This window comes from Cellulomonas humilata, from assembly GCF_030814415.1.
GTDB classification, from domain to species: Bacteria; Actinomycetota; Actinomycetes; order Actinomycetales; family Cellulomonadaceae; genus Cellulomonas; species Cellulomonas humilata_A.
Window position 1 is genome coordinate 217090 of sequence record NZ_JAUSVB010000003.1, and the last position, 24569, is coordinate 241658.

The following is a 24569-nucleotide window of genomic DNA, read 5'->3' on the forward strand; positions in this document are numbered from 1 at the left end:
CACCGCCGACACACTGGGCGCATGACCATCCGCACGGGGATCTCCGGCTGGCGCTACGCACCGTGGCGTTCCGTGTTCTACCCCGTCGGCCTTCCGCAGCGTCGCGAGCTCGAGTTCGCCTCCCGGCAGCTCACGTCGATCGAGATCAACGGCTCGTTCTACGCGCTCCAGAAGCCCGAGAGCTACGTCGCGTGGGCCGCTGAGACGCCCGACGACTTCGTGTTCTCGATCAAGGGTCCGCGCTTCGTGACGCACCTGAAGAAGCTCGCCGACGTGCAGGTGCCGGTCGCCAACTTCTTCGCCAGCGGCGTGCTCGCGCTCGGGCCGAAGCTGGGACCCGTCCTGTGGCAGCTGCCCCCGAACCTCGGGTTCCACCCGGACCGGCTCGCCGCGTTCTTCGACCTCCTGCCGCGCACCACGGCCGCCGCCGCCCAGCTGGCGACCGAGCACGACGAGCGTCTCGACGACCGGGCGTGGACCACGACCGACGCCGACCGGCCCCTGCGGCACGTGCTGGAGGTCCGGCACGCGAGCTTTGAGGACCCGTCCTTCGTGCAGCTGTTGCGGGCCCACGACATCGGTCTCGTCGTCGCCGACGCCGCCGGACGCTGGCCCGTGATCGAGGACGTGACGGCCGACCTCGTCTACGTGCGGCTGCACGGTGAGACCGAGCTCTACGCCAGCGGCTACGACGACGATGCGCTCGACCGGTGGGCGACGAAGATCCGCGCGTGGGCGTCCGGCGGCGAACCGGAGGGTGCGCGGACGCTGTCGGCTCCTGCGCAGCCGGTCGCGGAGCGCGACGTGTTCGTCTACTTCGACAACGACCTGAAGGTCCGCGCCCCGTACGACTCGATGGCGCTCGCGGCCCGGCTGGGCTTGACGCCGGGCCAGTAGTCAGCGGCCCTTGAGGCGCTGGATCAGTCGGCGGTCGCGCTTGGTGGGCCGGCCCGCGCCGCGGTCGCGCTCGCCCGGGACCACGTGCTCCTTGGGCAGCGGCGCGGGGGAGCGGTCCAGGTAGCAGGCAACCGCGACCGGGGCGCCGACGCGCTTCACGACGGTGCGCTGCACGACGACGATCCGCTCGCGCTCACCGCCGCGGACGTGCACCTCGTCGCCGGGGACCACCATCGTCGCCGGCTTCGCGCGATCGCCGTTGACGCGGACATGACCGGCGCGGCACGCGGCCGCGGCGGCGGACCGGGTCGGGAACAGCCGCACCGCCCACGTCCACGCGTCCACGCGCGCTCGCGTCACCTCAGCCATCTCGCGAGCCTCTCACGGGCACGCGGCCCGGCGGCCGGTCGCCCCACGGCCGGCGGTACGGCGTCGTCGGACCTCCCGCTGCCGATGTCGGTCGCTGCGGGCTCGTCGAACCGCTTCCGCGGCGAAACGATTCGCGCCCCTGACCACCAGGCGGATGCGCACCACGCTGCACCCTGGTGGGCGTGTGCCCGCCCCGCCCGGGCATCGTGGCCCCGGGGGCGGATGCGGACGGAGGACCCATGACGACCACGCTCGTGCGCCGACTGGCCGGCGCTCTCGCCGCCCTGGCGCTGCTCGTGACCGGTGCACTGACCCTCGCCGGCCCGACGGCCGCCGCCGACCCGGTCCGGATCATGACGCTCGGCGACTCGATCACCGGGTCGCCCGGCTGCTGGCGGGCGCTCCTGTGGCAGAAGCTCCAGCAGACCGGCTACACGAACATCGACATGGTGGGCACCCTGCCCGCGCAGGGCTGCGGGATCACCTACGACGGCGATAACGAGGGCCACGGCGGTTACCTGGTGACCAACGTCGCGACGCAGAACCAGCTCGTCGGCTGGCTGTCGGCGACGCACCCGGACATCGTCGTCATGCACTTCGCCACCAACGACGTGTGGAGCAACAAGAGCCCGCAGGAGATCCTCGCCGCCTGGACGACGCTCGTGCAGCAGATGCGGGCGAGCAAGCCGACGATGAAGATCCTCGTCGCGAAGATCATCCCGGTGGCGCCGTCGAGCTGCAGCGACTGCCCGCAGCGGACGATCAACCTGAACGCCGCGATCCCGGCGTGGGCCGCCGGGCTGAGCACCTCGGCGTCCCCGATCACGGTCGTCGACCAGTGGACCGGCTGGAACGCCGCCACCGATACCTCCGACGGCGTGCACCCGAACGAGACCGGCATCGTGAAGCTGGCCGACCGGTGGTACCCGGCGCTCACCGCGGCGCTGAACGGCACGACGCCGACCCCCACGCCGACGGCCACCCCGACGCCGACGAGCACCCCGACCCCGACGGTCTCGCCGTCGCCGAGCCCGACCTTCACGATGCCGCCCGCGGACGGCTGCACCGCCACCTACACGGTCGCCAGCCAGTGGCCAGGAGGCTTCGTCGCGACGGTCCGGGTCAAGCCCTGGGCGGTCGCGCTGTCGGGCTGGCGGGTCGCCGTCACCCTGCCGGACGGTGCCGTCACCAACGCCTGGAGCTCGCAGCCGACGACGTCCGGGACCACGACGACGTTCGCCGCAGCCCCGTGGAACGGCTCCGTCCCGGTCGGCGGCTCCGTCGAGTTCGGCTTCCAGGGCACCGGAAGCCCGACCGCGTCCTGGGTCACCTGCTCCCGCGCCTGACGCACGAACCCGACACGGGTGTCGTGACGGTGCGTGGTCACGACACCCGTGTCGGGTTCGTCGTCTGGGTCAGTCGCGCAGCTCCAGGTAGCGGCTGATCAGCGAGCGCGTCGACGGGTCCTGGGCCGCCAGCGCGGCGGCATCGCCCTGGACCGCCGGGGCGATCTCGAGCGCGAGCTTCTTGCCCAGCTCGACGCCCCACTGGTCGAACGAGTCGATACCCCAGACGACGCCCTGCACGAACGTGATGTGCTCGTACAGCGCGATGAGCTGGCCGAGCACGCTCGGCGTGAGGGCGGCGGCGAGGATCGACGTGGTCGGGCGGTTCCCGGAGAACACGCGGGCGGGAACGATGTCCTCCGCCGTGCCCTCGGCGCGGACCTCGTCGGCCGACTTGCCGAACGCGAGCGCCTTGGTCTGCGCGAAGAAGTTGGCCAGGAACAGGCCGTGCACGTCGACGCCGTCGTCCGCCAGCGGGTGCGCCGGGTTGGCGACCGCGATGAAGTCGGCGGGGATGAGCCGCGTGCCCTGGTGGATGAGCTGGTAGAACGCGTGCTGGCCGTTGGTGCCGGGCTCGCCCCAGAACACCTCGCCGGTCTGCGTGGTCACGGGGGTGCCGTCCCAGCGGACCGACTTGCCGTTGGACTCCATGGTCAGCTGCTGCAGGTACGCCGCGAAGCGGTGCAGGTACTGGGCGTAGGGGAGCACCGCGTGGGTGTGCGCGCCGAGGAAGTTGACGTACCAGACGTTCAGCAGGCCCATGAGGACGGGCACGTTCTGCGCGAACGGGGTCGTGGCGACGTGCTCGTCGACGGCGTGGAACCCGGCGAGGAACTCCCGGAACGCGTCGGGGCCGACGGCGATGGCCAGCGAGGTGCCGATGGTCGAGTCGACCGAGTAGCGGCCACCGACCCAGTCCCAGAAGCCGAACGCGTTGGTGGGGTCGATGCCGAACGCCGCGACCTTGTCCAGGGCGGTGGAGACGGCGACGAAGTGCTGCGCGACGGCGGCGTTGCGGGACTCGTCGTCGTCGGCCGTGCCCAGCTGCTCCCAGAGCCAGTTCCGGGCGAGGCGCGCGTTGGTGAGCGTCTCCAGGGTGCCGAACGTCTTCGACGCGACGATGAACAGCGTGGTGGTCGGGTCGAGGCCCTTGACCTTCTCCGCCAGGTCGCTGGGGTCGATGTTGGAGACGAACCGCACCTCGAGACCGTCCTGCACGTACGGCTTGAGCGCCTCGTAGGCCATCACCGGACCGAGGTCGGAGCCCCCGATGCCGATGTTGACGACGGTCCGCACCCGCGAACCGGTGACACCGGTCCACGCACCGGAGCGCACCTTGTCCGCGAACGCGAACATCTTGGTCAGCTCGGCCTGCACGTCGGTGTCGATGTCCTGCCCGTCGACGACGAGCGGCGGCTGCGCGCCGGCCGGCCGGCGCAGCGCCGTGTGCAGGACCGCGCGGTCCTCGGTGACGTTGATGTGGTCCCCGCGCAGCTGCGCCTGCAGCCGGTCGGCCAGACCGACCTCGTCGGCGAGCCGGACGAGCAGAGCGATCGTCTCGTCGGTGACCAGGTTCTTGGACAGGTCGACCGTGAGGTCGGCCAGCGGGAGGGTCAGGCGCGTGGCGCGCTCGGGGTCGTCGGCGAACCAGCCGCGCAGGTCAGGCGTGAGCGTCGACTCGTGGACGCTGAGCTCCTGCCAGGCAGCGGTGGACGTGGCGTCGATCGGCGAGGTGGGCATGGCACCACCGTATTGCGCGGGCGCGGCACCTCGCACCGCACGTCCGCGTCTTACGGTGGTCCCATGTCGCGCCTCCCCACCGCCGTCATCGCCGCGCTCACCCTGGTGGTCGGGTTCGCCGTCGCCGACCTCACCGGCGTGCGTGCCCTGGGCGGGGTCGTGCTCGTCGCGGGCGTCGTGTGGTGCATGGTGCGAGCCCGGTCGGCCGGCTGGTTGCGGGTCGCAGCGGTCGTCCTGGTCGGCGCCGTGTGCTTCGCGTTCTCCCACCCGCTCGGTGGCGTGATCGGCGCCTGGCCGGCCGTCGCGGTCGCGGCCCTCGTGCTCGGCCTCGCGACGTACGCGCTGGTGGACCGCCCCGCGCAGCCCGCCCGCGTCGCGTGACGGCGCTGCTGGTCTGCTGCGGCCTGGCGACGCTCGACGTCGTGCAGGTGGTCGACCGGCTGCCGGCGCCCGACGAGAAGGTCGTCGCCCGCAGCCTGGACGTCACGTTCGGCGGTCCAGCGGCGAACGCCGCGGCGACGGCCGCCGCGCTCGGGGTCCGCACGGTGCTCGTGACGGCGCTCGGGGCAGGTCCGATCGGGGACCTCGTCCGGGCCGGGCTCGCGGCGGCGGGCGTCGCGGTCGTCGACCTGCTCGACGGGCCAGGGACACCGGCCGTCTCGACCGTGCTGGTGACCCGGGGGACGGGGGAGCGGGCCGTGGTCTCGGTCAACGCCGTCGGCACCGGCGACCTGAGCGGCGCGGCACGCCGCCTCGACGTGCTGGAGGGGGCGACGACGCTGCTCGTCGACGGCCACCACCTCGAGGCCGCCGAGGTGCTCGCCGCCGACGCGTCCGCGCGAGGCATCCCGGTGCTCCTCGACGGCGGCAGCTGGAAGCCCGGGCTGGACCGCCTGCTCGCGCACGTCGACCACGCGGTGCTGTCGGCCGACTTCCGGCTCCCCGACGTCGCCGAGGACCTCCTCGATCGCGTCGCCGACCTCGGACCGCGCCTCGTGGCGCAGTCGGCCGGAGCGGGACCGGTCCAGGTCCGCAGGGTCGACGCCGACGGTCGGCGTGCGTCGTCGGTCCTGCACCCGCCGACCGTCCCGTCCGCGGAGGTCGTCGACACGCTGGGCGCGGGCGACGTGCTGCACGGCGCCACCGCCGCCTCGCTCGCGACCGGCCACGACGTGCTGACGGCACTGGCCGACGGCGTCGCCCGGGCGAGCGAGTCGGTGCGTCATCCCGGGGCGCTCGGCTGGGTGCCCTGACGGACGACGCACGACTCGACCGATCGGCCGAGCCGCGCGCGACCGTGCGTCCCTAGGCTCACCACGTGATCCCCGACGCCCTCCGTCCGCTCTGGACGGCCCCCCGAGCACCCGGCGCGCCCGCGCGGGTGTGGCGGGACTGGGTGCTCGTCGCCCTGCTGGTCCCCGCGGCGGTGCTGGAGGGCGTGCTGCGGCCGGACGTGACCTGGCGGCCTGTCGCCCTCGTCCTGGCCCTCGTCGTGGTGCTGTCGCTGCTCTGGCGCCGGACCCACCCGCTGGGAGCGATCCTGGCCGTGTTCGGCACGCTCATCGTGGTCGATACGGCGGCCCTCGTGGGCGGGGTGGCTGAGCTGGGGCTCTACACGACGGCCTGCGTGCTCCTGCTGCCGTACGCGCTGTGCCGCTGGGGGAGCGGGCGGGAGGTCGTGCTCGGGCTCGCGGCGGTCCTCGTGGCCACGGCGCTCGGGATCGCCGGGGACTACAACGGGGTCGCGGAGGCTGTGCTCGGGGTCGTGTTCATCCTCACGCCCGCGGCGGTCGGCGCCTGGGTCCGGCTGGCCTCGACGTCCCGGCTGCGGGAGCGGGACCAGGTCCGGCTGCGGGAGCGGGAGCAGCTGGCCCGGGAGCTCCACGACACCGTCGCGCACCACGTCTCCGCGATCGCCGTGCGGGCGCAGGCGGGACGGGTGGTGGCGGCGACGGACCCGTCCGCGGCGCTCGACGCCCTCGTCGTGATCGAGAAGGAGGCGTCCCGTGCGCTCACCGAGATGCGGCTGATGGTCAGCGCGCTGCGCGACGACGACGCCGCCGAGCTGGCGCCGCAGCGCGGGGTCGCGGACATCGAGCGGCTCGCCGCCGGTGGGCCGCCGCGGGTGGCCGTCGAGCTGTCGGGTGACCTCGACGGCCTGCGACCGGCGGTCGGCGCGGCGCTGTACCGGCTCGCCCAGGAGTCGGTGACCAACGCGCTGCGGCACGCCCGGTACGCCTCGCAGGTGAGCGTCGCGGTCGCCGCGGACGAGGCGAGCGTGCGCCTGACCGTCGTCGACGACGGCGAGCTCCAGGGCCGCACCGGCACGGGGTACGGGCTGGTGGGCATGACCGAGCGGGCGTCCCTCCTGGGCGGCACGCTCGACGCCGGGCCGGGGGCGGAGCGTGGCTGGACCGTGGTCGCGGTGCTGCCGAGGACGGGGGCGGTCGCATGACGATCCGGGTGCTCGTCGCCGACGACCAGGAGCTGGTCCGCACCGGGCTGTCGATGATCCTCGACGCGCAGCCGGGGATCGACGTGGTGGGTCAGGCCGCCGACGGCCGGCAGGCGGTGTCCAAGGCCCGCGAGCTGCGTCCCGACGTGTGCCTGTTCGACATCCGGATGCCGGAGCTGGACGGCATCGAGGCCACCCGCCGGCTGGCCGGACCCGACGTGGCGGACCCGCTCGCGGTGGTCGTGATCACGACGTTCGACCTGGACGAGTACGTGCACGGTGCGCTGAAGGCGGGCGCCCGCGGCTTCCTGCTCAAGGACGCCGGGCCGGAGCTCCTGGTCCAGGCCGTGCACGCCGCCGCCGCCGGTGACGCGCTCATCGCGCCCAACGTCACGGTGCGGCTGCTCGCCGCGTTCGCCGCCACCGGGAGGCGCAGCCGGGTCCTGCCGCCCGTGGTGCCGCTGACCGGGCGCGAGGAGGAGGTGCTGCTCACCGTGGCGCGCGGGCGGACGAACGTCGAGATCGCCGACGAGCTGCACATCAGCCTGAGCACCGTGAAGACGCACCTGGGCAGCCTCATGGACAAGCTCGGCGCCCGGAACCGCGTCGAGCTGGCGATGTGGGCCTACGAGTCGGGGCGGATGGACTGACGCAGGGCTTCGCGCACCAGCGGTGCGACCTCGGTGCCCAGCAGCTCGATGGAGCGCAGCGACTCCTTCTGCGGCACCCCGGACAGGTCCATCTGGAACGACTGCCGGTCGTGGTGGAGCACCCGGTGCAGCGCGACGATGCGCTCCGCGACCTGCTCCGGCTCGCCGACGAAGTACGCCCCGCCGCGCGCGGCCTGTGACTCGAAGGAGATCCGGTTGGGCATCGGGAACCCGCGTTCCGACGAGATCCGGCGCATGGACTCCAGCCAGTACGGGTAGAAGTAGTCGCGCGCAGCCTTGCCGTCCGTCGCGACGAAGCCCATCCCGGCGACGGACACGAAACGGTCGGCCTCGTCGTGCCCGGCCTCCGCATGGGCGCGGCGGTAGAGGTCGACCAGGGGAGCGAACTGGGCCGGCTGGCCGCCGATGATCGCGTAGCTGATGGGCAGCCCGAGCAGCCCGGCGCGCACCGACGACTGCGGGTTGCCGCCCGTCGCGACGGCGATCCGCAGGTGCTCGCCGTAGGGGCGGGGGAGCACCAGGGCATCGTCGAGCGCCGGCCGGAACCGCCCCTGCCACGTCGTCCGCTCACTCTGGTCGAGCCGCAGGAGCAGCTGGATCTTCTCGTCGTAGAGCTCGTCGTAGTCGTCCAGCGACGCCCCGAACAGGGGGTAGGACTCGATGAACGAGCCCCGGCCGGCGAGCAGCTCCACGCGCCCCTGCGAGAGCAGGTCCATGGTCGTGAACTGCTGGTAGACCCGCACGGGATCCTCGGTGGACAGCACCGTCACGGCGCTGCCCACGGTGATCCGGGAGGTCTGCGCCAGGGCGGCGGCTATGACGGTCGAGGGGGACGAGATCGCGTAGTCGTGGCGGTGGTGCTCGCCGATCCCGACGTAGTCGAGGCCGACCTCCTCGGCCAGCCGGACGCGTTCGAGCACCTCCCTGAGGCGCTGACCGGGGGAGGCGTCCCCGACGTCACCGAACGTGTACATCCCCAGCTCCATGCCCATGCGAACGCATCGACCGCACGGGCTGTTCCCCGTGTTCCCGCAGGTGAGGGGCACGCGCGTTGAATCGTTTCCGGACATGTCATCCCATGAGTCGGTCCGGTGAACGTCCGGTCACGATGTGGTCACGGTCACAGATCAGAGTTGACACGGATTTGTAAGGAAGGTCTACTAACAAACGTGACAGCGACCACGCAGCCCCTCGCGGCGGCCCACGGAGTCGGTCGGGCCCTGCGCCCGACGGGCAAGGTGCTGCCCGAGCACGCCCGCGCGCACAACCGGTCGCTGGTGCTCGCCCACCTCTTCCACATCGGCCACTCCTCCCGCGCCGACATCGCCCGCAGCACCGGCCTGACCCGGGTGACCGTGTCCGGTCTGGTGGCCGCGCTGATCGCCGAAGGGCTCGTCGAGGAGCTGGGCGTCCGCGTCGAGGGGAAGGTCGGCAAGCCGGCCACTCTCGTCGGGATGCGGACCGAGGCGTTCCAGATCGTCGCGGTGGACCTCACGGACGACGCGCACCTGCTCGGTGCGGTGATGACCCTGGTCGGCGCCGTCGTCGTCCGCCGGTCCGTCGCCCTCGAAGGACGCACCGGAGAGGCTGCCGCCGACCTGGTGGAGAGCCTGTGCCGCCAGCTGCTTGCGGACGCGACCCGCCCCGTCATCGGCGTCGGCATCGCGTCCCCGGGCGTCATCGACCTCGAGGGCACCGTCGTCCAGGCGCCGAACCGGGGCTGGTACGACCTGCCGCTGGCCGCGCGCCTCACGGAGAGCCTGGGCGTCCCGGTGCACGTCGCCAACGACGCCAACACCCGCGCGCTCGGCGAGTTCACCTACGGCTCCGCGGCCGGGTCCGGCTGCATGGTCCTCACGATCGGTGAGGGCGTAGGCGCCGGCATCGTGGTCGACGGTGCGCTCGTGCTCGGCCGGCACCACGCCGCCGGCGAGATCGGGCACGTCACCGTCGTCGACGGCGACGTGCGCGACGAGCCGCCGCTCGACTGCGCGTGCGGCCGCTCCGGCTGCCTCGAGACCGTGCTGAGCGTCCCGGCCCTGCGCCGCCGGACCGCCGGTCTGTCCACCGAAGACTCCGACGCCGCCCTGGCGTCGGTCGGACGGTTGCTGGGCATCGCCCTGGCACCCGTCGTCAGTGCGCTCGACCTCGCAGAGGTCCTGCTCTCCGGCCCCCCGGAGCTGTTGGACGGCGCTCTGCGCGAGTCTGCGCTCGCCACTGTCCGCGCACGAACGATGCCCGTCATCGGGCACGGACTGGCACTGCGGATGGGATCCCTCGACGAGGACGGGGCGCTCGCTGGTGCGGCTGTCCTCGTCCTGTCAGGCCAGCTGGGGGTCTCGTGACGACCCCCAGCCGGCCCACTGCAGGTCGGAATCACCACCCGGCGGCGCCGTCCGGCGCGCGCCTCGCTCACGGGAGGAACCCCAACGTGAAGATCCTACGTTTCGCGGCCGTCGGCGTGGCGGCCGCGCTCACGCTCACGGCGTGTGGCAACGGCGACGACGCCAGCGACACGCCCACCGACGCCGGTACGCCCGAGGCCGCCACGATCAAGCTGTGGCTCAACGGCACCGACACCCCGGACGCCCTGCGTGAGTACCTCACGACGACGTTCGAGTCGGAGAACCCCGGCTCGAAGCTCGTCATCGAGGAGCAGGACTGGAGCGGCCTCGTGCCGCGTCTCCAGACCGCGCTCGGCTCGGCCGACCAGACGCCCGACGTCGTGGAGATCGGCAACACGCAGTCGCCGACCTTCACCTACGCCGGCGCCTTCGCCGACATCTCGGACATGTACGACGAGCTGGGTGGCGACAACCTGCTTCCCGGCTTCGTCGACGCCGGTAGCGCGGACGGCAAGTTCTACGCCGCCCCGTACTACTCCGGTGCTCGCGCCGTGTTCTACAACAAGGACGCGTTCGCCGCAGCCGGTGTCGAGGTCCCCACGACGCTCGCCGAGTTCACCGAGGTCGCCAAGAAGCTCCAGACGGACACGCAGTCCGGCTTCTGGTTCCCCGGCCAGGACTGGTACAACGGCGCCGCCTGGATCTACACCAACGGCGGTGACCTCGCGGTCAAGGACGGCGACAGCTGGAAGGGTGCGCTCTCCTCGCCCGAGTCGATCAAGGGCCTCGAGGAGGTCCAGGACCTGTTCGCCAACGCGACCAACGCGCCGGCCGACAGCGACTCGAACGAGCCGTGGGTCCCGTTCAACGCCGGCCAGTCGGCCATGTTCTCCGCTCCGACGTGGGCGCGGTGGAGCATCGACCTGCCGCAGTGCAACAAGGCCGTCGACCCGGACGACACGTCCGAGGAGGCCAAGGCGCTCCGCGGCGAGCAGCAGGCCTGCAACGAGGAGCACACCGGCGTCTTCCCGCTGCCGGGCCTCGACGAGGGCTCGTACGCGAACGGCTTCGCGGGCGGCTCGAACATCGCCGTCGCGGCGAAGTCCAAGCACCCTGAGCTGGCCAAGAGCCTCCTGAAGATCATGTTCACGGAGGAGTTCCAGAACATGCTCGGCGAGAACGGCCTGATCCCGGGCAACACGGAGTACGCCGCCTCGATGGGTGACGACGTGTATGCCAAGGCAGCCGTCGCCGCCGCGCTCAACGCGAAGCTCACGCCGGCGGCCGAGAAGTGGGCCGACGTCGAGGGTGACCGCATCCTGGAGGACTTCTTCCAGCAGCTCGCCACCGGTGCGGACGTCAAGGAGGCTGCCGCGTCGACGGACCAGCTCCTCGAGGACGCGCTGAACTGATCGCCCCCCGGCCGGCCGTGCGCAACCACGGCCGGCCGGGCCAGGTGATCCACGAACCACCGGTCCGCCGCCTCGATCGGCCGACCACCTGATCCGGGCACGACCGGGCCTGCCGACGCAGGCCGGCCCGGTCGCGCCACAAGACAGGAGCTCCACATGGCAGCCACTGCCCCCGCGCTGCAGCAGGACGACACCGTCGTCTTCCCGCGCCGCCGCCGCCGCAAGCTCGGCGTGTACGGCCTGCTCGTCCCCGCCGCGATCCTCATGGGTGTCGCGCTCGGCTACCCGCTGGTCCGCCAGTTCGTCATCTCCTTCCAGGAGTACGGCCTGCGCCAGCAGTTCGGCCAGCCCGCCGAGTGGGTCGGCCTGCAGAACTACACCGACCTGCTGACCGACCCCTACGTGTGGACGGTCATCGGGCGCTCGATCGCCTTCTGCCTGGTGAACGCCGCGGTGACGATGCTCGTCGGCGTCGCGTTCGCGGTCCTCATGTCCCGCATCGGGAAGCTCTCCCGCATCACGCTGCAGGTGGCGTTGCTCCTCGCCTGGGGCACGCCGGTCCTCGCGTCGATGACGGTCTGGCAGTGGCTGTTCGACTCGCAGTACGGCGTCATCAACTGGGTCCTGGCCAACTGGTTCGGGCTCGAGGACATGGCCGGCCACTCGTGGATCATCGAGCCGCTGTCCTTCTACTTCGTCGCGACGGTCATCGTCGTGTGGATGTCCGTGCCGTTCGTGGCGTTCTCCGTCTACGCGGGCCTGCTCCAGGTGCCCGAGGAGACGATGGAGGCCGCGCAGCTCGACGGTGCGTCCGCCCGGCAGCGGTTCTGGAACATCACGATGCCGATGGTCCGCCCCGTCCTGTCGATCGTCCTGCTGCTGCAGGTGATCTGGGACTTCAAGGTGTTCACCCAGATCTACGTGCTCCAGCGCGCCGGCGCCCCGACCCGTGAGACCAACCTCCTGGGCACCCTCATCTACTCCTACGCCGACGAGTTCTCGCTCGCGGGCGCGCTCGCCACGATCATGCTGGTCATCACGCTCGCCCTCACCGGGTTCTACATCCGGAAGATGCTGAAGGAGGACGAGCTGTGAGCGCCGTCTCGGTCCCGGCACCCGCCCCGCAGGCCACGCCGCAGGAGATCCCGCTCCGCAAGGCGACGCGGTCGTCGGAGGCCGGTCGCGCCCAGTCGAAGATGGGGCGCCGAGCGCTCGGCGTCCTCGCCGTCGTGCTGGCCGCCATGTGGGTCTTCCCCATCTACTGGATGATCAACAGCGCCTTCCTGCCGGTGAACAAGCTCCAGACCCCGGAGCCGACGTTCTTCCCCGCGGGCGGCACGCTGTCGAACTTCCGCCGCGTGCTGGACGACCCGACGTTCTGGGCCGCGATGCGCATCTCGCTGGCAGTGGTGGTCGTCGTCCTCGTCGCGGCGCTGCTGTTCGCGTTCCTCGCCGCGCTGGCGGTCAGCCGGTTCCGGTTCCGCGGCCGCAAGGGCTTCATCCTCACGATCCTCGTGGTGCAGATGATCCCGGCCGAGGGCCTGTTCATCTCGCAGTACCAGATGCTCGACGGCTGGAACCTGGTCAACAAGATCGCCGGGCTCTCCCTGGTCTACACGGCGGCGATCCTGCCGTTCACGATCTGGATGCTGCGCGGGTTCGTCGCGGGCGTGCCGATCGAGCTCGAGGAGGCCGGGATGGTCGACGGGCTCTCCCGGACCGCCGCCTTCTTCCGCATCACGTTCCCGCTGCTGGCTCCCGGGCTGGTCGCCGCCGGCGTCTACGGGTTCCTCCAGGCGTGGAACGAGTACACCCTGGCCCTCGTCGTGATGACCGACCCCGCGCAGCGCACGCTGCCGCTGTGGCTGCAGGGGCTCGTCGAGTCCAACCGCGCCACGGACTGGGGCGTCGTGATGGCGGGCTCGGCTCTCATCGCGATCCCCGTCATCGTCTTCTTCCTGTTCGTGCAGAACAAGATGACGTCCGGGCTCGTCGCGGGTGCGGTGAAGGGCTGACGTGAACACGCAGGGGATCCCGACGCCGCACTGGGCGCCGGTCGGGAGTCAGTGGTCGGTCGGGCTCGACGTCGGCGGCACCAAGGTGCTCGGCGTGCTGCTCGACGCCGACGGCGTGGTGACGCACCAGTTGCGGTCGGCCACGGTCGGGGGAGCGGCCGGTGTGGTGGAGACCGCGGTCTCGGTCGTCGAGGAGCTCTGCGCGGGCGCCGGCATCCCGGTCGGCGAGCTGGCCGGGGTCGGCATCGGCCTGCCCGGCGTCGTCGACCCGTCGGACGGCACGGTCGAGCACGCGGTCAACCTCGGCATCGAGGAGCGCACCCCGCTCGGGTCGCTCGTCGCCGAGCGGCTCGGGGTGCGGGTCCGCGTCGAGAACGACCTCACCGTCGCCGTCGTCGGCGCCGCGCACACGGTCGACGGAGGGCATGCGTCGACCCAGGACGCCGTCGTGCACGACCTCGCCTTCCTCGCGCTCGGTACCGGCCTCGCCGCCGGGCTGCTCCTCGAAGGGCGCCTGCGCAGGGGATCGACCGGTGGTGCCGGGGAGATCGGGCACCTGACGCTCGTCCCCGACGGCCTGCCGTGCAAGTGCGGTCAGCTCGGCTGCCTGGAGCAGTACGCGTCGGGCTCGGCGCTCGACACGGCCTGGCCCAGCAAGTACGGGCGCCCCGCGCCCGAGGAGCTGTTCGCCGCGGCCGAGGCGGGCGACGCCGAGGCGATCGTGATCCGGGACCAGTTCGCCTGGGCGGTGGCCGCCGCGGTGCGGATCCTGGTGCTGACCTGCGACGTCGAGCTCGTCGTCATCGGCGGCGGCGTGAGCGCGCTGGGGCAGCCGCTGCTGCGGGCGGTCACGGCCGAGCTCGAGCGTGAGGCGCACTCATCCCCGTTCCTTGCCACCATGGGACTGGCGCGACGCGTGAGCCTCGCGCCCGCGGACGTGCCGGTCGGCGCGGTCGGCGCGGCACTGCTCGGTCGAGGGGAGTACGTCTGATGGAGGTCGTCATCGCACCGGGCCCCGAGCTGGGCCGGCTGGCCGCCTCGGCGATCGAGCAGCTGGTGCGTGAGCAGCCCGACACGGTCCTCGGACTCGCGACGGGGTCGAGCCCGCTCGCGGTGTACGACGAGCTGGCCCGGCGGCACGCCGAGCACGACCTGTCGTTCGCCCGCGTCCGCGCGTTCATGCTCGACGAGTACGTCGGCCTCGCCGCCGACCACCCGGAGCGCTACCGCAACGTCATCGAGAAGGAGATCGCGTCGCGCGTGGACTTCGCGCCCGGTGCGGTGCAGGGGCCGGACGGCCTCGCCGAGGACCTCGTGGCCGCGTGCGCCGCGTACGAGGAAGCCATCGCGTCCGTCGGGGGAGTCGACCTGCAGCTCCTCGGCATCGGTACCGACGGCCACATCGCCTTCAACGAGCCGGGCTCGTCGCTCGCGTCGCGCACCCGCATCAAGACCCTCACGCGCCAGACGCGCGAGGACAACGCACGCTTCTTCGGCGGCGACATCGACCAGGTGCCGCAGCACTGCCTCACCCAGGGGCTGGCGACGATCATGTCCGCCCGGCACCTGGTGCTCCTGGCCACCGGCCGCGGCAAGGCCGAGGCGGTGCACCAGCTGGTCGAGGGCCCGGTCAGCGCGATGTGGCCGGCGACGATCCTGCAGCACCACCCGCACGTCACGGTGCTCGTCGACGACGCCGCCGCGAGCCGCCTCCAGCTGGCCGACTACTACCGCGAGACGTTCGCCGCGAAGCCGGACTGGCAGGGCCTCTGACCTGTCAGGCGAGCCGGTCGAGCAGCGCGTTCATCCCCAGCAGGATGCCGACGCCGACCACGGCGAAGGCGGGCAGCAGCCACGCGGCGAGGATGTCGGCGCGCACGTTGCGGCGTCGTACCCACTCCGGGTCCGCCCCGGGTGCGCTCACCAGGTCCGCCGTCGGCTGACGCCTCGCCCGCACGGTGCCGACGATCGCGTCACCGACGAGCAGGAGGGCCCCGACGGTCACGGCGACCGCGTCGGGCACCGTCGCGACGGTCGTGGTGAGCAGCATCCCGAGGGCCACGACCGCTCCGAGCGTCGCCACGATGACACCGGCCGCGGCGGCCATCCCGCGCCAGCGGACAGGGGCGGTGCGGCCGAGCACTCGCACGGTGAGCACGCATCCCACGAGCACCACGGCCAGCCCGAGCAGCCAGCCGACGGTGATGGCGAGGTCGGGACCGTCGTCGACGACGCAGGCCATGACGACCACGAGCCCGACGAAGCCGACCAGAGCCCGACCGGTCGTCCGGAGGTCGTCGCGCAGCGGGGTCCGGGTGCGGCCCTCGCTCGCCGTGAGGCTCTCGGCGTACGTTGCGGGGGCACCGAAGGCCGCTTGGGCGTCGAGGCCGCTGTCCGCACAGAACTCGTCGACCTCCGCCAGGATCTCGCCGATCCTCGAGCCGGGGACGTCCCGCATCCGCAGGGCGAGGACGAGCTCGTCGCGCCAGCCCGGGGAGATCGTCGGAGCTGTGGACCACGTGTCGGTCATCAGGCCGTCCTCCGGGGGGTGGGTAGACGCTCGGACGGCGCCGACGCCGCAAAGGCGGCGGCGGTCGGGTCCGCTGAGGGGTCGACGATCGCGACCGTGAGGTCGGCGAACGCCCGCCAGGCACTGCCGCGACGGCTGAGCTCCGCGCGTCCCGCGGGGGTGAGCGCGAAGTACTTGCGACCCGGACCGCCGACGCCCGGGCGCCACTGGGTGGTGACCAGGTCGGCCTGCTCGAGCCGGACGAGCAGCGGGTAGAGCGTGCCGCCCTTGACCGAGCCGAGCCCGAGCTCGTCGAGCCGGGCGGTGATGGCGTAGCCGTAGGTGCTGCCCTCGGCGAGGACGGCCAGGACGCAGACGTCCAGAACGCCGCGCAGCCACTCGCCAGGCCAGGGATCGGAGCTCACGAGCTAGACAGTACGGCTGACTAGTCTGTCTGTCTATGTAGTCGACGACACCCGGGAAGACACCCCGAGGGGCTCGGGTCGTGTCGGCCTCCCGACGTACACTTCACGCCATGAGCGAGCCCCTGCCTCCGAGCACCGGACCCGACGACCCGTTCTCCTCGGACCCGGGCACGTCGACCAGCGTGCTGGAGCGCGAGGAGACCACCGAGCAGGTCGAGCCGGGGGACCACGAGCGGTTCGCGCACTACGTGCGCAAGGAGAAGATCCTCGACTCCGCCATCAGCGGCAAGCCCGTGATCGCGCTCTGCGGCAAGGTGTGGGTGCCGGGCCGGGACCCGAACAAGTTCCCCGTCTGCCCCGTCTGCAAGGAGATCTACGAGGGCCTGCGCGAGCCGCAGGACGGCGACGGCGACAAGAACGCGGGCGGCAAGGGCTCCGGCGGCGGTCGGAAATGGGGCTTCGGCCGCAACCCCGGCAGCGGCGGCGCGTGACGGCCGCCCCGCGCCCGTCCTCCCTCCCCTCGACCCACGCGTCCTCGTCGGCGGCCTCTCAGCTGCCGCCGGCGTTCCCCGCGCGAGCGCCCTGGGGCACGGCGGGCAAGCTGCGCGCCTGGCAGGCGGAGGCGATCGAGCACTACCGGACGGCCAACCCGCGTGACTTCCTCGCGGTGGCCACCCCGGGGGCCGGCAAGACGACGTTCGCCCTGCGGATCGCCACCGAGCTCCTGGAGGCGAAGCTGGTCCGTCGCGTGACCGTCGTCGCGCCCACCGAGCACCTCAAGCGCCAGTGGGCCGACGCGGCCGCGCGGGTGGGCATCACGCTCGACCCCAACTTCAGCAACGCGCAGGGTCGGCACGGCCACGGCTTCGACGGCGTCGCGGTGACCTACGCGCAGGTGGCCAGCAAGCCCGCGCTGCACGCCGCCCGCACCGCGGCCGCGCCCACGCTGGTGATCCTCGACGAGGTGCACCACGGCGGTGACGCGCTGTCCTGGGGGGACGCCGTCCGGGAGGCCTTCGAGGGTGCCACCCGCCGGCTGGCCCTGACCGGCACCCCGTTCCGGTCCGACACGGCAGCGATCCCGTTCGTGCGGTACGACCGCGACCGCGACGGGATCCGGCGCAGCGTCGCCGACTACACCTACGGCTACGGCGACGCGCTGCGCGACCACGTCGTGCGCCCGGTGATCTTCCTGTCCTACAGCGGCTCGATGCGCTGGCGCACCAAGGCCGGCGACGAGATCAGCGCCCGGCTGGGGGAGCCGCTGACCAAGGACATCACCGCGCAGGCGTGGCGGACCGCCCTGGACCCGAACGGGGAGTGGATCCCGAGCGTGCTCGCGGCCGCCGACCGCCGGCTGTCCGAGGTGCGCAGGGCCATCCCCGACGCGGGCGCGATGGTCATCGCCACGGACCAGACCGATGCCCGGGCGTATGCGGGCCACCTCGCGCGGATCACGGGGAAGTCCCCGACGATCGTCCTGTCCGACGACGACGGGGCGAGCGACCGGATCGACGAGTTCTCCGCGAGCGACTCCCGCTGGCTCGTCGCGGTCCGGATGGTCTCGGAGGGTGTCGACGTGCCCCGCCTGGCCGTCGGCGTCTACGCGACCAGCACCGCGACGCCGCTGTTCTTCGCGCAGGCGGTCGGCCGATTCGTGCGCGCACGTCGCCGCGGCGAGACCGCGTCGGTCTTCCTGCCGAGCGTCCCGCAGCTGCTCGCCCTGGCCAACACCCTCGAGCTGGAGCGGGACCACGCGCTGGACCGGCCGAAGACGCTCGAGGAGCAGGGCGTCGACGTCGGCCTGGACGACGGGCTGCTGGACGAGGCGAACCGCGAGCGCAACGGTGCCGACGAGATCGGCCCGGACGGCAAGCAGGGCGCGTTCGAGGCACTGGAGGCGCAGGCGTCGTTCGACCGGGTGCTGTTCGACGGCGGCGAGTTCGGCGCGGGCGCCGAGATGGGGTCCGACGAGGAGCTGGACTTCTTGGGCCTGCCCGGGCTGCTGGACGTCGACCAGGTCTCCGCGCTGCTCCGGCAGCGGCAGGCGGACCAGATCAGCGGGCGCAAGAGGGCCGGCTCGACGGCCGAGGCGCTGGCCGAGATGGACCACCGCAAGCAGGCGGAGCTGCGCAAGGAGCTGTCGCAGCTGGTGGGCGCATGGGCGCGCAAGAGCGGTCAGCCGCACGGCTCCGTGCACAACGAGCTGCGGCGCCGGTGCGGCGGTCCGGAGGTCGCCCTGGCGGACCCGGACCAGCTCACGGCGCGGGTGGCCATGGTCCGCGGGTGGTTCGTCGGCAAGAAGTAGCCGTCGGGTCCATGAGCATCGCGCGATTACATCAAGCGAAGGTAAAGTCGCAAGAGCCATCTCACCATGCGGACAGGCTCACCCAGCGGTAAACCTGCAGGTCACGGCTCTGGACGCGTGACCACATAGCAGTCCGCGTGCCCCGCGCAACTTTTCTCTCGACGTGCCGACACCCTCCAGCCCTGCCACATTTGTCCTGTGACACACGGCGCCGGGTACCCCCGGATGTCGTATCGGTGACCACAGAACGAAAGGGTCAACCATGCCTAGCTGGCTCATCCTCATCCTTGTCGGTGTCGTCCTCGTCGTCCTCGGCGTCGCCACGTCCATCGGACAGTGGCTCATCTGGATCGGTGTGATCGTGCTCGTCGTCAGCCTGATCCTCGGGCTCGTCGGCCGGGGCCGTTCGCGGGTCTAGACACCCAGACCGCAGTGCCGGCGCTGCGGCTCGGGCCCCTCAGTCCCCGAGCCGCAGCGCCACGGTCGGCACCGCTGCCTCGTCGTCCGACAACCGTCGCGCCCCGCGCGGCAGCTCGTCGCGCGAGGCGCGGTGCCGTTCTGTTGCCCGGCGCACCCCGTCGGCGCCGACCCATCGCGGGTCGACCTCCCCGTCGGTCACCAGGGGCACGTGCAACGCGCGCAGCGACGCGTCGTCGGACACCCAGCCCCGGACCTCGTCGTCGGGACCCGAGACGAGCACCTCCTCGACCGCTCGCCCGTCGGCCCCCAGCCGTCGTGCCGCCGCCTTGCGCCCCCCGACGCTGGTCTTGCCCCGGGCGGCCTTCGCCACCGGCGCCAGCGCCCCGTCGGCGCCCTCGCGGGCGACCAGCTTGTAGACCATCCCGCACGTCGGCGCCCCGGAGCCCGTCACCACCGACGTGCCCACCCCGTACGAGTCGACGGGCGCCACCGCGAGCGACGCGATCGCGAACTCGTCCAGGTCCGACGTGACCGTGATCTTCGTGCTCCGGGCACCGGCCTCGTCCAGCTGCGCACGGACCTCGTGCGCGAGGACCCCCAGGTCACCGGAGTCCAGCCGCACCGCTCCGAGCCCCGTCCCCGCCGCCGCCAGCGCGAGCTCCACACCACGACGCACGTCGTAGGTGTCGACCAGGAGCGTCGTGCCCGTGCCCAGCGACGCCACCTGCGCCGCGAACGCGGACGCCTCGTCGTCGTGCAGGAGCGTGAACGCGTGCGCGGCCGTCCCGATCGTCGCCAGCCCGTACCGGCGCCCAGCCTCGAGGTTCGACGTCCCCGCGAAGCCGGCGACCACGGCCGCCCGGGCCGCCGCGACCGCCGCCTCCTCGTGCGCGCGCCGCGACCCCATCTCCAGGCAGGGGCGGTCGACCGCCGCGCTGGTCATGCGGGACGCCGCCGACGCGACCGCCGAGTCGTAGTTGAGGATCGACAGGACGACCGTCTCCAGCAGGACGGCCTCCGCGAACGTGCCCTCGACGACCATGACCGGCGACGACGGGAAGAACGCCTCACCCTCCGCGTACCCGACGACCGAGCCCGTGAACCGGTAGTCCGCCAGGTACGCGAGCGTCGCGTCGTCGACCACCCGCTCGTCGGCCAGCCAGTCGAGCTCGGCCGCGTCGAACCGGAACCGCGGCAGCGACTCGAGCACCCGGCCGGTCCCGGCCAGCACCCCGTAGCGCCGGCCCGCGGGGAGCCGCCGGGTGAACACCTCGAACACGCAGCGCCGGTCCGCCGTCCCGTCGGCCAGCGCCGCCTGGAGCATCGTCAGCTCGTAGCGGTCGGTGAGGAGCGCGGCGCTGGGCGGCTGCGGGGCGGTCATAGCCTCAACGTAGGGCGGACGGCGCCGCCGGACCCGTCGACCTGTTCTTGTGGTCGCGCTGACCTTGCGTTCTGCTCCGGGCGGGTGCGCTGGCGCGCCCCCACCCTCCGCTGCACTCCAGGTCAGCGCGACTTGTTCTTGTGGTCGCGCTGACCTTGCGTTCCGCTCCGGGCGGGTGCGCTGGCGCGCCCCCACCCTCCGCTGCACTCCAGGTCAGCGCTCCACCTACAGTGGACGACGTGCCTGTACAGACCCTCCCCGACGCCAGCGTCGAGCAGGAGGAGAAGACCGCGGTCGCCGACCCGTGGGTGACGATCGTCTGGAACGACCCCGTCAACCTGATGAGCTACGTGACGTACGTGTTCGAGTCCTACTTCGGTCACCCTCGCCAGAAGGCCGAGCGACTCATGAAGCAGGTGCACGAGCAGGGGCGGGCGGTCGTGTCGACCGGTTCGCTCGAGGCGATGGAGGTCGACGTGCAGGCCATGCACGGCTTCGGGCTCTGGGCGACGCTCCAGCGCAGCGGTCAGTGATGCGCGCCTTCAAGCGTCGCCGGGGGATGTACGCCGCTCGCCTGGACACCGACGAGCGCGATGTCATCGCCGCTCTGGTGGCCGACGTCGCCGAGCTGCTGGGTGCGGGGCGCCTGGAGTCGCGGGACTCCGAGGCGGTGGTCGTCGGCGACGGCAACCCGCGCATGCGGATCGAGCCGCTCCCGCCGCCGTCGGACCCCGCCGTGCGCCGGCTTCTGCCCGATGCGTCGCGCGACGACCCGCAGGTCGCCGAGGAGTTCCGCAGGCTGACCGAGGACGACCTGCGCGCGGGCAAGATCGCCCGCCTGACGAGCCTCTGGGACGCCCTCACGACGCCCACCGAGGGCTGGCGGGCGGACGCGTTCGTCGTGGCGCCGCAGGACGCGAAGGACGTCGCCGCGGCGATCACGGACCTGCGGCTCGTGCTCGCCGAGCGTCTCGGGATCCGCACGGACGAGCAGGCCGAGCGCCTGTACGACGCGCTGGTGGACTCCCCGCAGGCGGAGCTCGAAGGGGTGGACGAGGTCCTCGACCCCGCCGCGCGGCGGTACCTCGTCGCCGTCTACGGCGCCCTGAGCTGGCTGCAGGAGTCGCTGGTCGACCTGCTGCTGCACGATCTGCGCGCCCCGGGGCGCCCGGCGGACCAGTGAGCCGCCAGCGGTTAGGCTCGTCCGCGTGAACGACGCCCCCATCGGCATCTTCGACTCCGGCGTCGGCGGGCTCACCGTGGCCCGGTCGATCCTGGACCAGCTGCCCCAGGAGTCCACCCTCTACATCGGGGACACCCTCAACACGCCCTACGGGTCCAAGCCGCTCGCGGCCGTGCGCGCGCACGCCCTGGAGGTCATGGACGACCTGGTCGACGCGGGCGTGAAGCTGCTGGTCATCGCGTGCAACACCGCCTCGTCGGCGATGCTGCGTGACGCCCGCGAGCGCTACACGCTGCGGCGCGGGATCCCGGTGGTGGAGGTGATCCTGCCGGCCGCCCGCCGCGCGGTCGCGGCCACCCGGTCGGGGCGGATCGGCGTGATCGCGACCAAGTCCACGGTCGAGTCCAAGTCCTACGACGACGCGTTCGCCGTCGCACCCGGCATCGAGCTGACCACGCAGGCCTGCCCGCGGTTCGTGCAGCTGGTCGAGGCGGGGATCACGTCCGGGCCCGAGGTGCTCGCCACCGCCCACGAGTACCTGGACCCGGTACGCGAGGCCGGCGTCGACACCCTCGTGCTGGGCTGCACGCACTACCCGCTGCTCACCGGCGCGATCTCGTACGTCATGGGTGAGGAGGTCACCCTGGTGTCGAGCGCCGAGGAGACCGCCAAGGACGTCTACCGGACCCTCGTCGCGCACGACCTGGAGCGCGACCCGGCGGCAGGACCGCCCGTGCACCGCTTCCTCGCCACCGGCGACCCGGACCAGTTCCGCATCCTCGCGCGCCGGTTCCTCGGCCCCGAGGTCGAGGTCGTCGAGCCGAGCGCGGCCCTGCGGTGAGGCTCACCGTCCTGGGGTGCGCCGGATCGTTCCCGGGTCCCGACTCGGCGGCGTCGGGCTACCTGGTGCAGGCCGACGACGCCGACGGGCGCACGTGGACGGTCCTGCTCGACCTCGGCAACGGCGCCCTGAGTGCCCTGCAGCGGTTCGGCGACCCCACCCGGCTCGACGCGATCGGGCTGTCGCACCTGCACGCCGACCACGTGGCCGACATGGTGGTGCTCAACGTCCTGCGGCGGTACCACCCGTCCGGCCCCTGCGACCCGGTGACGGTGCACGGTCCGACCGGGACGGCCGAGCGGCTCGCGCAGATGGCCGGCAAGGACCCGGCCACCAGCACCGACGGCCAGTTCGACGTCGTCGAGTGGCAGGAGGGCTCGCCGGTGACCGTCGGACCGCTCGTGCTCGTGCCGGTGGCCGTCGAGCACCCGGTCCCGGCGTTCGGGATCCGGGTGTCCGGGCCGAGCGACGCGGACCCGTCGCGCACCGTGACGCTGGCCTACACCGGGGACACCGACGCGTGCGCGGGCCTCGACACCCTGGCCGCCGGCGTCGACCTCCTGCTGTCCGAGGCGGCGTACCTCGAGGGGCGCGACGACGCCCTGCGCGGCGTGCACCTGACGGGCCGCCGGGCGGGCGAGGCAGCCGCGCGCGGGAGCGCCGGCCAGCTGGTCCTCACCCACATCCCGGCCTGGAACGACCCCGCCCTGACGCTGGCGGAGGCCGCCGCGGTCTACACCGGCCCGATCGCCCTGGCCCACCCGGGCGCTGTCCACGTCCTCTAGGAACCGCACGTCGCGTCGGCGTCCGGGGGTGTCCGGGGGCGCGGTTAGGCTCGTCCGCATGACTTCTGCTGCCACCACCTCTCCTCTCGCGCGCGTTCGCGCCGACGGCCGCGCGCCCGACCAGCTGCGTCCCGTCACCCTGACCCGCGGTTTCCTGGAGGCGGGGGAGGGCAGCGTGCTCGTCGAGTTCGGCGGCACCAAGGTGCTCTGCGTGGCGTCGTTCACTCCCGGGGTGCCGCGCTGGAAGAAGGGGTCCGGCGAGGGCTGGGTCACTGCCGAGTACTCGATGCTCCCGCGCGCCACGTCCAGCCGCTCAGACCGTGAGTCGGTCAAGGGTCGCGTCGGTGGCCGCACGCACGAGATCTCGCGCCTGATCGGCCGGTCGCTGCGCGCGATCATCGACGTCTCCGCGCTCGGTGAGAACACGATCGTGCTCGACTGCGACGTGCTGCAGGCCGACGGTGGCACCCGGACCGCGTCGATCACGGGCGCGTACGTCGCGCTGGCCGACGCGGTCGCGTGGGCGGTCGCGAACAAGCACATCCCCGCGAACAAGGTCGTGCTGCGCGACTCGGTCGCCGCCGTGAGCGTCGGCATCGTCGACGGCGTGCCCGTGCTCGACCTGCCGTACGTCGAGGACGTGCGCGCCGAGACGGACATGAACGTCGTGGTGACCGGCTCGGGCACGTTCGTCGAGGTGCAGGGCACCGCCGAGCACGCCCCGTTCGACCGCGCCGAGCTCGACGCGCTGCTCGACCTGGCCGTGGCCGGCACCGCAGACCTGACGGCTCTGCAGGTCGCCGCGCTGGCGTCGGCACCTGGCGACGGCTCGGCCACGCGGTTGGTGCGGTGACCGCGCGCCTCGTTCTCGCGACGCACAACGCCCACAAGGTCGGTGAGCTGCGCGCGATCCTCGCGCCGGTGCTGCCCGGGCTGGACCCGGAGTCGGTGGTCGGCGCCCGCGACCTCGGCGCTCCCGAGCCGGTCGAGGACGGCGTCACGTTCATCGAGAACGCGCTGATCAAGGCGCGCGCCCTGGCGGCGTTCACGGGGCTGCCCGCGGTCGCCGACGACTCCGGGCTGAGCGTCGACGTGCTCGGCGGCGCACCCGGGATCTTCTCCGCGCGCTGGGCCGGCACGCACGGGGACGACGCCGCCAACCTCGCGCTCCTGCTCGCGCAGCTGGCCGACATCGCCGAGCCGCACCGCTCCGCGCGCTTCGTGTGCGCCGCCGCGCTGGTCACGCCCGACGGCTTCGAGCACGTCGAGACCGGGACGCTCGAGGGGGTGCTGGCCACCGAGCCGCGCGGTGCCGGCGGCTTCGGCTACGACCCGATCCTCGTGCCCACGGGCGAGACCCGCTCGTGCGCGGAGCTGACGCCGCAGGAGAAGAACGCGATCAGCCACCGCGGCACCGCGTTCCGTGCGCTGGTCCCGACGCTCGTCCGGGTGCTCGGCGGATGACCT

27 protein-coding genes are annotated in these 24569 nt (G+C 72.6%); 21 read left to right on the forward strand and 6 right to left on the reverse strand.

The window, feature by feature from the left end; all coding sequences use genetic code 11:
- Positions 1-21 precede the first annotated feature (21 nt).
- Positions 22-897, forward strand: coding sequence for a DUF72 domain-containing protein (locus tag J2X26_RS12060; protein WP_307492581.1), 876 nt, complete (start codon positions 22-24; stop codon positions 895-897).
- Here J2X26_RS12060 and J2X26_RS12065 read toward each other — a convergent pair whose 3' ends face one another.
- Positions 898-1266 carry an RNA-binding S4 domain-containing protein gene (locus J2X26_RS12065; protein WP_082570996.1) on the reverse strand — a complete coding sequence of 123 codons (369 nt, stop codon included), beginning with the start codon at positions 1264-1266 and terminating at the stop codon, positions 898-900.
- Positions 1267-1505: 239 nt separating this feature from the next.
- Between J2X26_RS12065 and J2X26_RS12070 the strand changes: the two genes are divergently transcribed.
- A complete protein-coding gene (locus J2X26_RS12070; protein WP_307492582.1) occupies positions 1506-2612 on the forward strand; it encodes a GDSL-type esterase/lipase family protein in 1107 nt (368 codons plus the stop codon).
- Between the two features lie 69 nt (positions 2613-2681).
- Here J2X26_RS12070 and pgi read toward each other — a convergent pair whose 3' ends face one another.
- Positions 2682-4352, reverse strand: a complete 1671-nt coding sequence (gene pgi / locus J2X26_RS12075; RefSeq protein WP_307492584.1) for a glucose-6-phosphate isomerase — start codon at positions 4350-4352, stop codon at positions 2682-2684.
- 63 nt (positions 4353-4415) lie between these two features.
- On the opposite strand from pgi, the gene J2X26_RS12080 reads away from it, so the two are divergent.
- The 4 genes from J2X26_RS12080 to J2X26_RS12095 all read left to right on the forward strand — a co-directional run bounded on the left by J2X26_RS12080 (position 4416) and on the right by J2X26_RS12095 (position 7457).
- Positions 4416-4733, forward strand: a complete 318-nt coding sequence (locus J2X26_RS12080; protein ID WP_307492586.1) for a hypothetical protein — start codon at positions 4416-4418, stop codon at positions 4731-4733.
- Positions 4730-5605, forward strand: coding sequence for a PfkB family carbohydrate kinase (locus tag J2X26_RS12085; protein WP_307492587.1), 876 nt, complete (start codon positions 4730-4732; stop codon positions 5603-5605). Before J2X26_RS12080 ends, J2X26_RS12085 begins: the two co-directional genes overlap by 4 nt.
- Positions 5606-5670: 65 nt before the next feature.
- On the forward strand, positions 5671-6807 hold the full coding sequence (locus J2X26_RS12090) for a sensor histidine kinase (RefSeq protein WP_307492588.1): 1137 nt from the start codon (positions 5671-5673) through the stop codon (positions 6805-6807).
- Positions 6804-7457 carry a response regulator transcription factor gene (locus J2X26_RS12095; RefSeq protein WP_307492589.1) on the forward strand — a complete coding sequence of 218 codons (654 nt, stop codon included), beginning with the start codon at positions 6804-6806 and terminating at the stop codon, positions 7455-7457. The genes J2X26_RS12090 and J2X26_RS12095 overlap by 4 nt, the downstream gene beginning before the upstream one ends.
- On the opposite strand, the gene J2X26_RS12100 is transcribed toward J2X26_RS12095, so the two are convergent.
- Positions 7433-8470 (reverse strand): LLM class flavin-dependent oxidoreductase, encoded by a 1038-nt coding sequence (locus J2X26_RS12100; protein WP_307492591.1) that lies wholly within the window; start codon positions 8468-8470, stop codon positions 7433-7435. The two genes, J2X26_RS12095 and J2X26_RS12100, sit on opposite strands and share 25 nt — an antisense overlap.
- Positions 8471-8647: 177 nt before the next feature.
- Here J2X26_RS12100 and J2X26_RS12105 point away from each other — a divergent pair, with 177 nt between their 5' ends.
- The 6 genes from J2X26_RS12105 (at position 8648) to nagB (ending at position 15023) form a co-directional block, all read left to right on the forward strand.
- Positions 8648-9823: an ROK family transcriptional regulator gene (locus J2X26_RS12105; RefSeq protein WP_307492592.1), complete on the forward strand. Its 1176-nt coding sequence runs from the start codon at positions 8648-8650 to the stop codon at positions 9821-9823.
- An 86-nt stretch (positions 9824-9909) separates the two neighbouring features.
- Positions 9910-11235 carry an extracellular solute-binding protein gene (locus J2X26_RS12110; RefSeq protein WP_307492593.1) on the forward strand — a complete coding sequence of 442 codons (1326 nt, stop codon included), beginning with the start codon at positions 9910-9912 and terminating at the stop codon, positions 11233-11235.
- 156 nt (positions 11236-11391) lie between these two features.
- Entirely contained in the window at positions 11392-12330 is a 939-nt protein-coding gene (locus tag J2X26_RS12115; protein ID WP_307492595.1) for a carbohydrate ABC transporter permease, read from the forward strand.
- Positions 12331-12431: 101 nt separating this feature from the next.
- Positions 12432-13250, forward strand: coding sequence for a carbohydrate ABC transporter permease (locus tag J2X26_RS12120; RefSeq protein ID WP_439897858.1), 819 nt, complete (start codon positions 12432-12434; stop codon positions 13248-13250).
- A 1-nt stretch (position 13251) separates the two neighbouring features.
- Complete coding sequence (locus tag J2X26_RS12125; protein WP_307492599.1) at positions 13252-14241, forward strand: ROK family protein; 990 nt, start codon at positions 13252-13254, stop codon at positions 14239-14241.
- Positions 14241-15023, forward strand: coding sequence for a glucosamine-6-phosphate deaminase (gene nagB, locus J2X26_RS12130; RefSeq protein WP_307492601.1), 783 nt, complete (start codon positions 14241-14243; stop codon positions 15021-15023). Before J2X26_RS12125 ends, nagB begins: the two co-directional genes overlap by 1 nt.
- A 4-nt stretch (positions 15024-15027) precedes the next feature.
- Here nagB and J2X26_RS12135 read toward each other — a convergent pair whose 3' ends face one another.
- Both J2X26_RS12135 and J2X26_RS12140 read right to left on the reverse strand, forming a co-directional pair.
- Positions 15028-15780 carry a hypothetical protein gene (locus tag J2X26_RS12135; protein ID WP_307492603.1) on the reverse strand — a complete coding sequence of 251 codons (753 nt, stop codon included), beginning with the start codon at positions 15778-15780 and terminating at the stop codon, positions 15028-15030.
- The gene (locus J2X26_RS12140) at positions 15780-16184 is read right to left on the reverse strand and encodes a PadR family transcriptional regulator (RefSeq protein WP_307492605.1); all 405 of its coding nucleotides are present in this window, start codon (positions 16182-16184) and stop codon (positions 15780-15782) included. Before J2X26_RS12140 ends, J2X26_RS12135 begins: the two co-directional genes overlap by 1 nt.
- A 110-nt stretch (positions 16185-16294) precedes the next feature.
- Here J2X26_RS12140 and J2X26_RS12145 point away from each other — a divergent pair, with 110 nt between their 5' ends.
- The 3 genes from J2X26_RS12145 (at position 16295) to J2X26_RS12155 (ending at position 18910) form a co-directional block, all read left to right on the forward strand.
- Positions 16295-16675, forward strand: coding sequence for a DUF3039 domain-containing protein (locus J2X26_RS12145; RefSeq protein WP_307492607.1), 381 nt, complete (start codon positions 16295-16297; stop codon positions 16673-16675).
- Positions 16636-18492 (forward strand): DEAD/DEAH box helicase, encoded by a 1857-nt coding sequence (locus tag J2X26_RS12150; RefSeq protein WP_439897848.1) that lies wholly within the window; start codon positions 16636-16638, stop codon positions 18490-18492. Before J2X26_RS12145 ends, J2X26_RS12150 begins: the two co-directional genes overlap by 40 nt.
- Positions 18493-18754: 262 nt before the next feature.
- Positions 18755-18910 (forward strand): hypothetical protein, encoded by a 156-nt coding sequence (locus J2X26_RS12155; RefSeq protein WP_307492611.1) that lies wholly within the window; start codon positions 18755-18757, stop codon positions 18908-18910.
- A gap of 39 nt (positions 18911-18949) precedes the next feature.
- Here J2X26_RS12155 and J2X26_RS12160 read toward each other — a convergent pair whose 3' ends face one another.
- The gene (locus J2X26_RS12160) at positions 18950-20293 is read right to left on the reverse strand and encodes a nicotinate phosphoribosyltransferase (protein WP_307492613.1); all 1344 of its coding nucleotides are present in this window, start codon (positions 20291-20293) and stop codon (positions 18950-18952) included.
- Positions 20294-20532: 239 nt separating this feature from the next.
- Between J2X26_RS12160 and clpS the strand changes: the two genes are divergently transcribed.
- The 6 genes from clpS to rdgB are packed head-to-tail and all read left to right on the forward strand — an operon-like array spanning position 20533 to position 24566.
- Positions 20533-20826 (forward strand): ATP-dependent Clp protease adapter ClpS, encoded by a 294-nt coding sequence (gene clpS, locus J2X26_RS12165; protein ID WP_307492614.1) that lies wholly within the window; start codon positions 20533-20535, stop codon positions 20824-20826.
- A complete protein-coding gene (locus tag J2X26_RS12170; protein ID WP_307492615.1) occupies positions 20826-21476 on the forward strand; it encodes a DUF2017 domain-containing protein in 651 nt (216 codons plus the stop codon). The genes clpS and J2X26_RS12170 overlap by 1 nt, the downstream gene beginning before the upstream one ends.
- Positions 21477-21501: 25 nt before the next feature.
- A complete protein-coding gene (gene murI / locus J2X26_RS12175; RefSeq protein ID WP_307492616.1) occupies positions 21502-22317 on the forward strand; it encodes a glutamate racemase in 816 nt (271 codons plus the stop codon).
- A complete protein-coding gene (locus tag J2X26_RS12180; RefSeq protein WP_307492617.1) occupies positions 22314-23102 on the forward strand; it encodes an MBL fold metallo-hydrolase in 789 nt (262 codons plus the stop codon). The genes murI and J2X26_RS12180 overlap by 4 nt, the downstream gene beginning before the upstream one ends.
- A 58-nt stretch (positions 23103-23160) precedes the next feature.
- A complete protein-coding gene (rph, locus tag J2X26_RS12185; RefSeq protein ID WP_307492619.1) occupies positions 23161-23955 on the forward strand; it encodes a ribonuclease PH in 795 nt (264 codons plus the stop codon).
- Positions 23952-24566 (forward strand): RdgB/HAM1 family non-canonical purine NTP pyrophosphatase, encoded by a 615-nt coding sequence (gene rdgB, locus J2X26_RS12190; RefSeq protein WP_307492621.1) that lies wholly within the window; start codon positions 23952-23954, stop codon positions 24564-24566. The genes rph and rdgB overlap by 4 nt, the downstream gene beginning before the upstream one ends.
- Positions 24567-24569 lie beyond the last annotated feature (3 nt).

Coding starts and splice junctions, on each gene's coding strand:
- J2X26_RS12060 (WP_307492581.1), top strand. CDS start 22: ATGACCATCCGCACGGGGATCTCCGGCTGGCGCTACGCACCGTGGCGT.
- J2X26_RS12065 (WP_082570996.1), bottom strand. CDS start 1,266: ATGGCTGAGGTGACGCGAGCGCGCGTGGACGCGTGGACGTGGGCGGTG.
- J2X26_RS12070 (WP_307492582.1), top strand. CDS start 1,506: ATGACGACCACGCTCGTGCGCCGACTGGCCGGCGCTCTCGCCGCCCTG.
- pgi (WP_307492584.1), bottom strand. CDS start 4,352: ATGCCCACCTCGCCGATCGACGCCACGTCCACCGCTGCCTGGCAGGAG.
- J2X26_RS12080 (WP_307492586.1), top strand. CDS start 4,416: ATGTCGCGCCTCCCCACCGCCGTCATCGCCGCGCTCACCCTGGTGGTC.
- J2X26_RS12095 (WP_307492589.1), top strand. CDS start 6,804: ATGACGATCCGGGTGCTCGTCGCCGACGACCAGGAGCTGGTCCGCACC.
- J2X26_RS12100 (WP_307492591.1), bottom strand. CDS start 8,470: ATGGGCATGGAGCTGGGGATGTACACGTTCGGTGACGTCGGGGACGCC.
- J2X26_RS12115 (WP_307492595.1), top strand. CDS start 11,392: ATGGCAGCCACTGCCCCCGCGCTGCAGCAGGACGACACCGTCGTCTTC.
- J2X26_RS12120 (WP_439897858.1), top strand. CDS start 12,432: ATGGGGCGCCGAGCGCTCGGCGTCCTCGCCGTCGTGCTGGCCGCCATG.
- nagB (WP_307492601.1), top strand. CDS start 14,241: ATGGAGGTCGTCATCGCACCGGGCCCCGAGCTGGGCCGGCTGGCCGCC.
- J2X26_RS12135 (WP_307492603.1), bottom strand. CDS start 15,780: ATGACCGACACGTGGTCCACAGCTCCGACGATCTCCCCGGGCTGGCGC.
- J2X26_RS12145 (WP_307492607.1), top strand. CDS start 16,295: ATGAGCGAGCCCCTGCCTCCGAGCACCGGACCCGACGACCCGTTCTCC.
- J2X26_RS12150 (WP_439897848.1), top strand. CDS start 16,636: ATGGGGCTTCGGCCGCAACCCCGGCAGCGGCGGCGCGTGACGGCCGCC.
- J2X26_RS12155 (WP_307492611.1), top strand. CDS start 18,755: ATGCCTAGCTGGCTCATCCTCATCCTTGTCGGTGTCGTCCTCGTCGTC.
- J2X26_RS12160 (WP_307492613.1), bottom strand. CDS start 20,293: ATGACCGCCCCGCAGCCGCCCAGCGCCGCGCTCCTCACCGACCGCTAC.
- J2X26_RS12170 (WP_307492615.1), top strand. CDS start 20,826: ATGCGCGCCTTCAAGCGTCGCCGGGGGATGTACGCCGCTCGCCTGGAC.
- rph (WP_307492619.1), top strand. CDS start 23,161: ATGACTTCTGCTGCCACCACCTCTCCTCTCGCGCGCGTTCGCGCCGAC.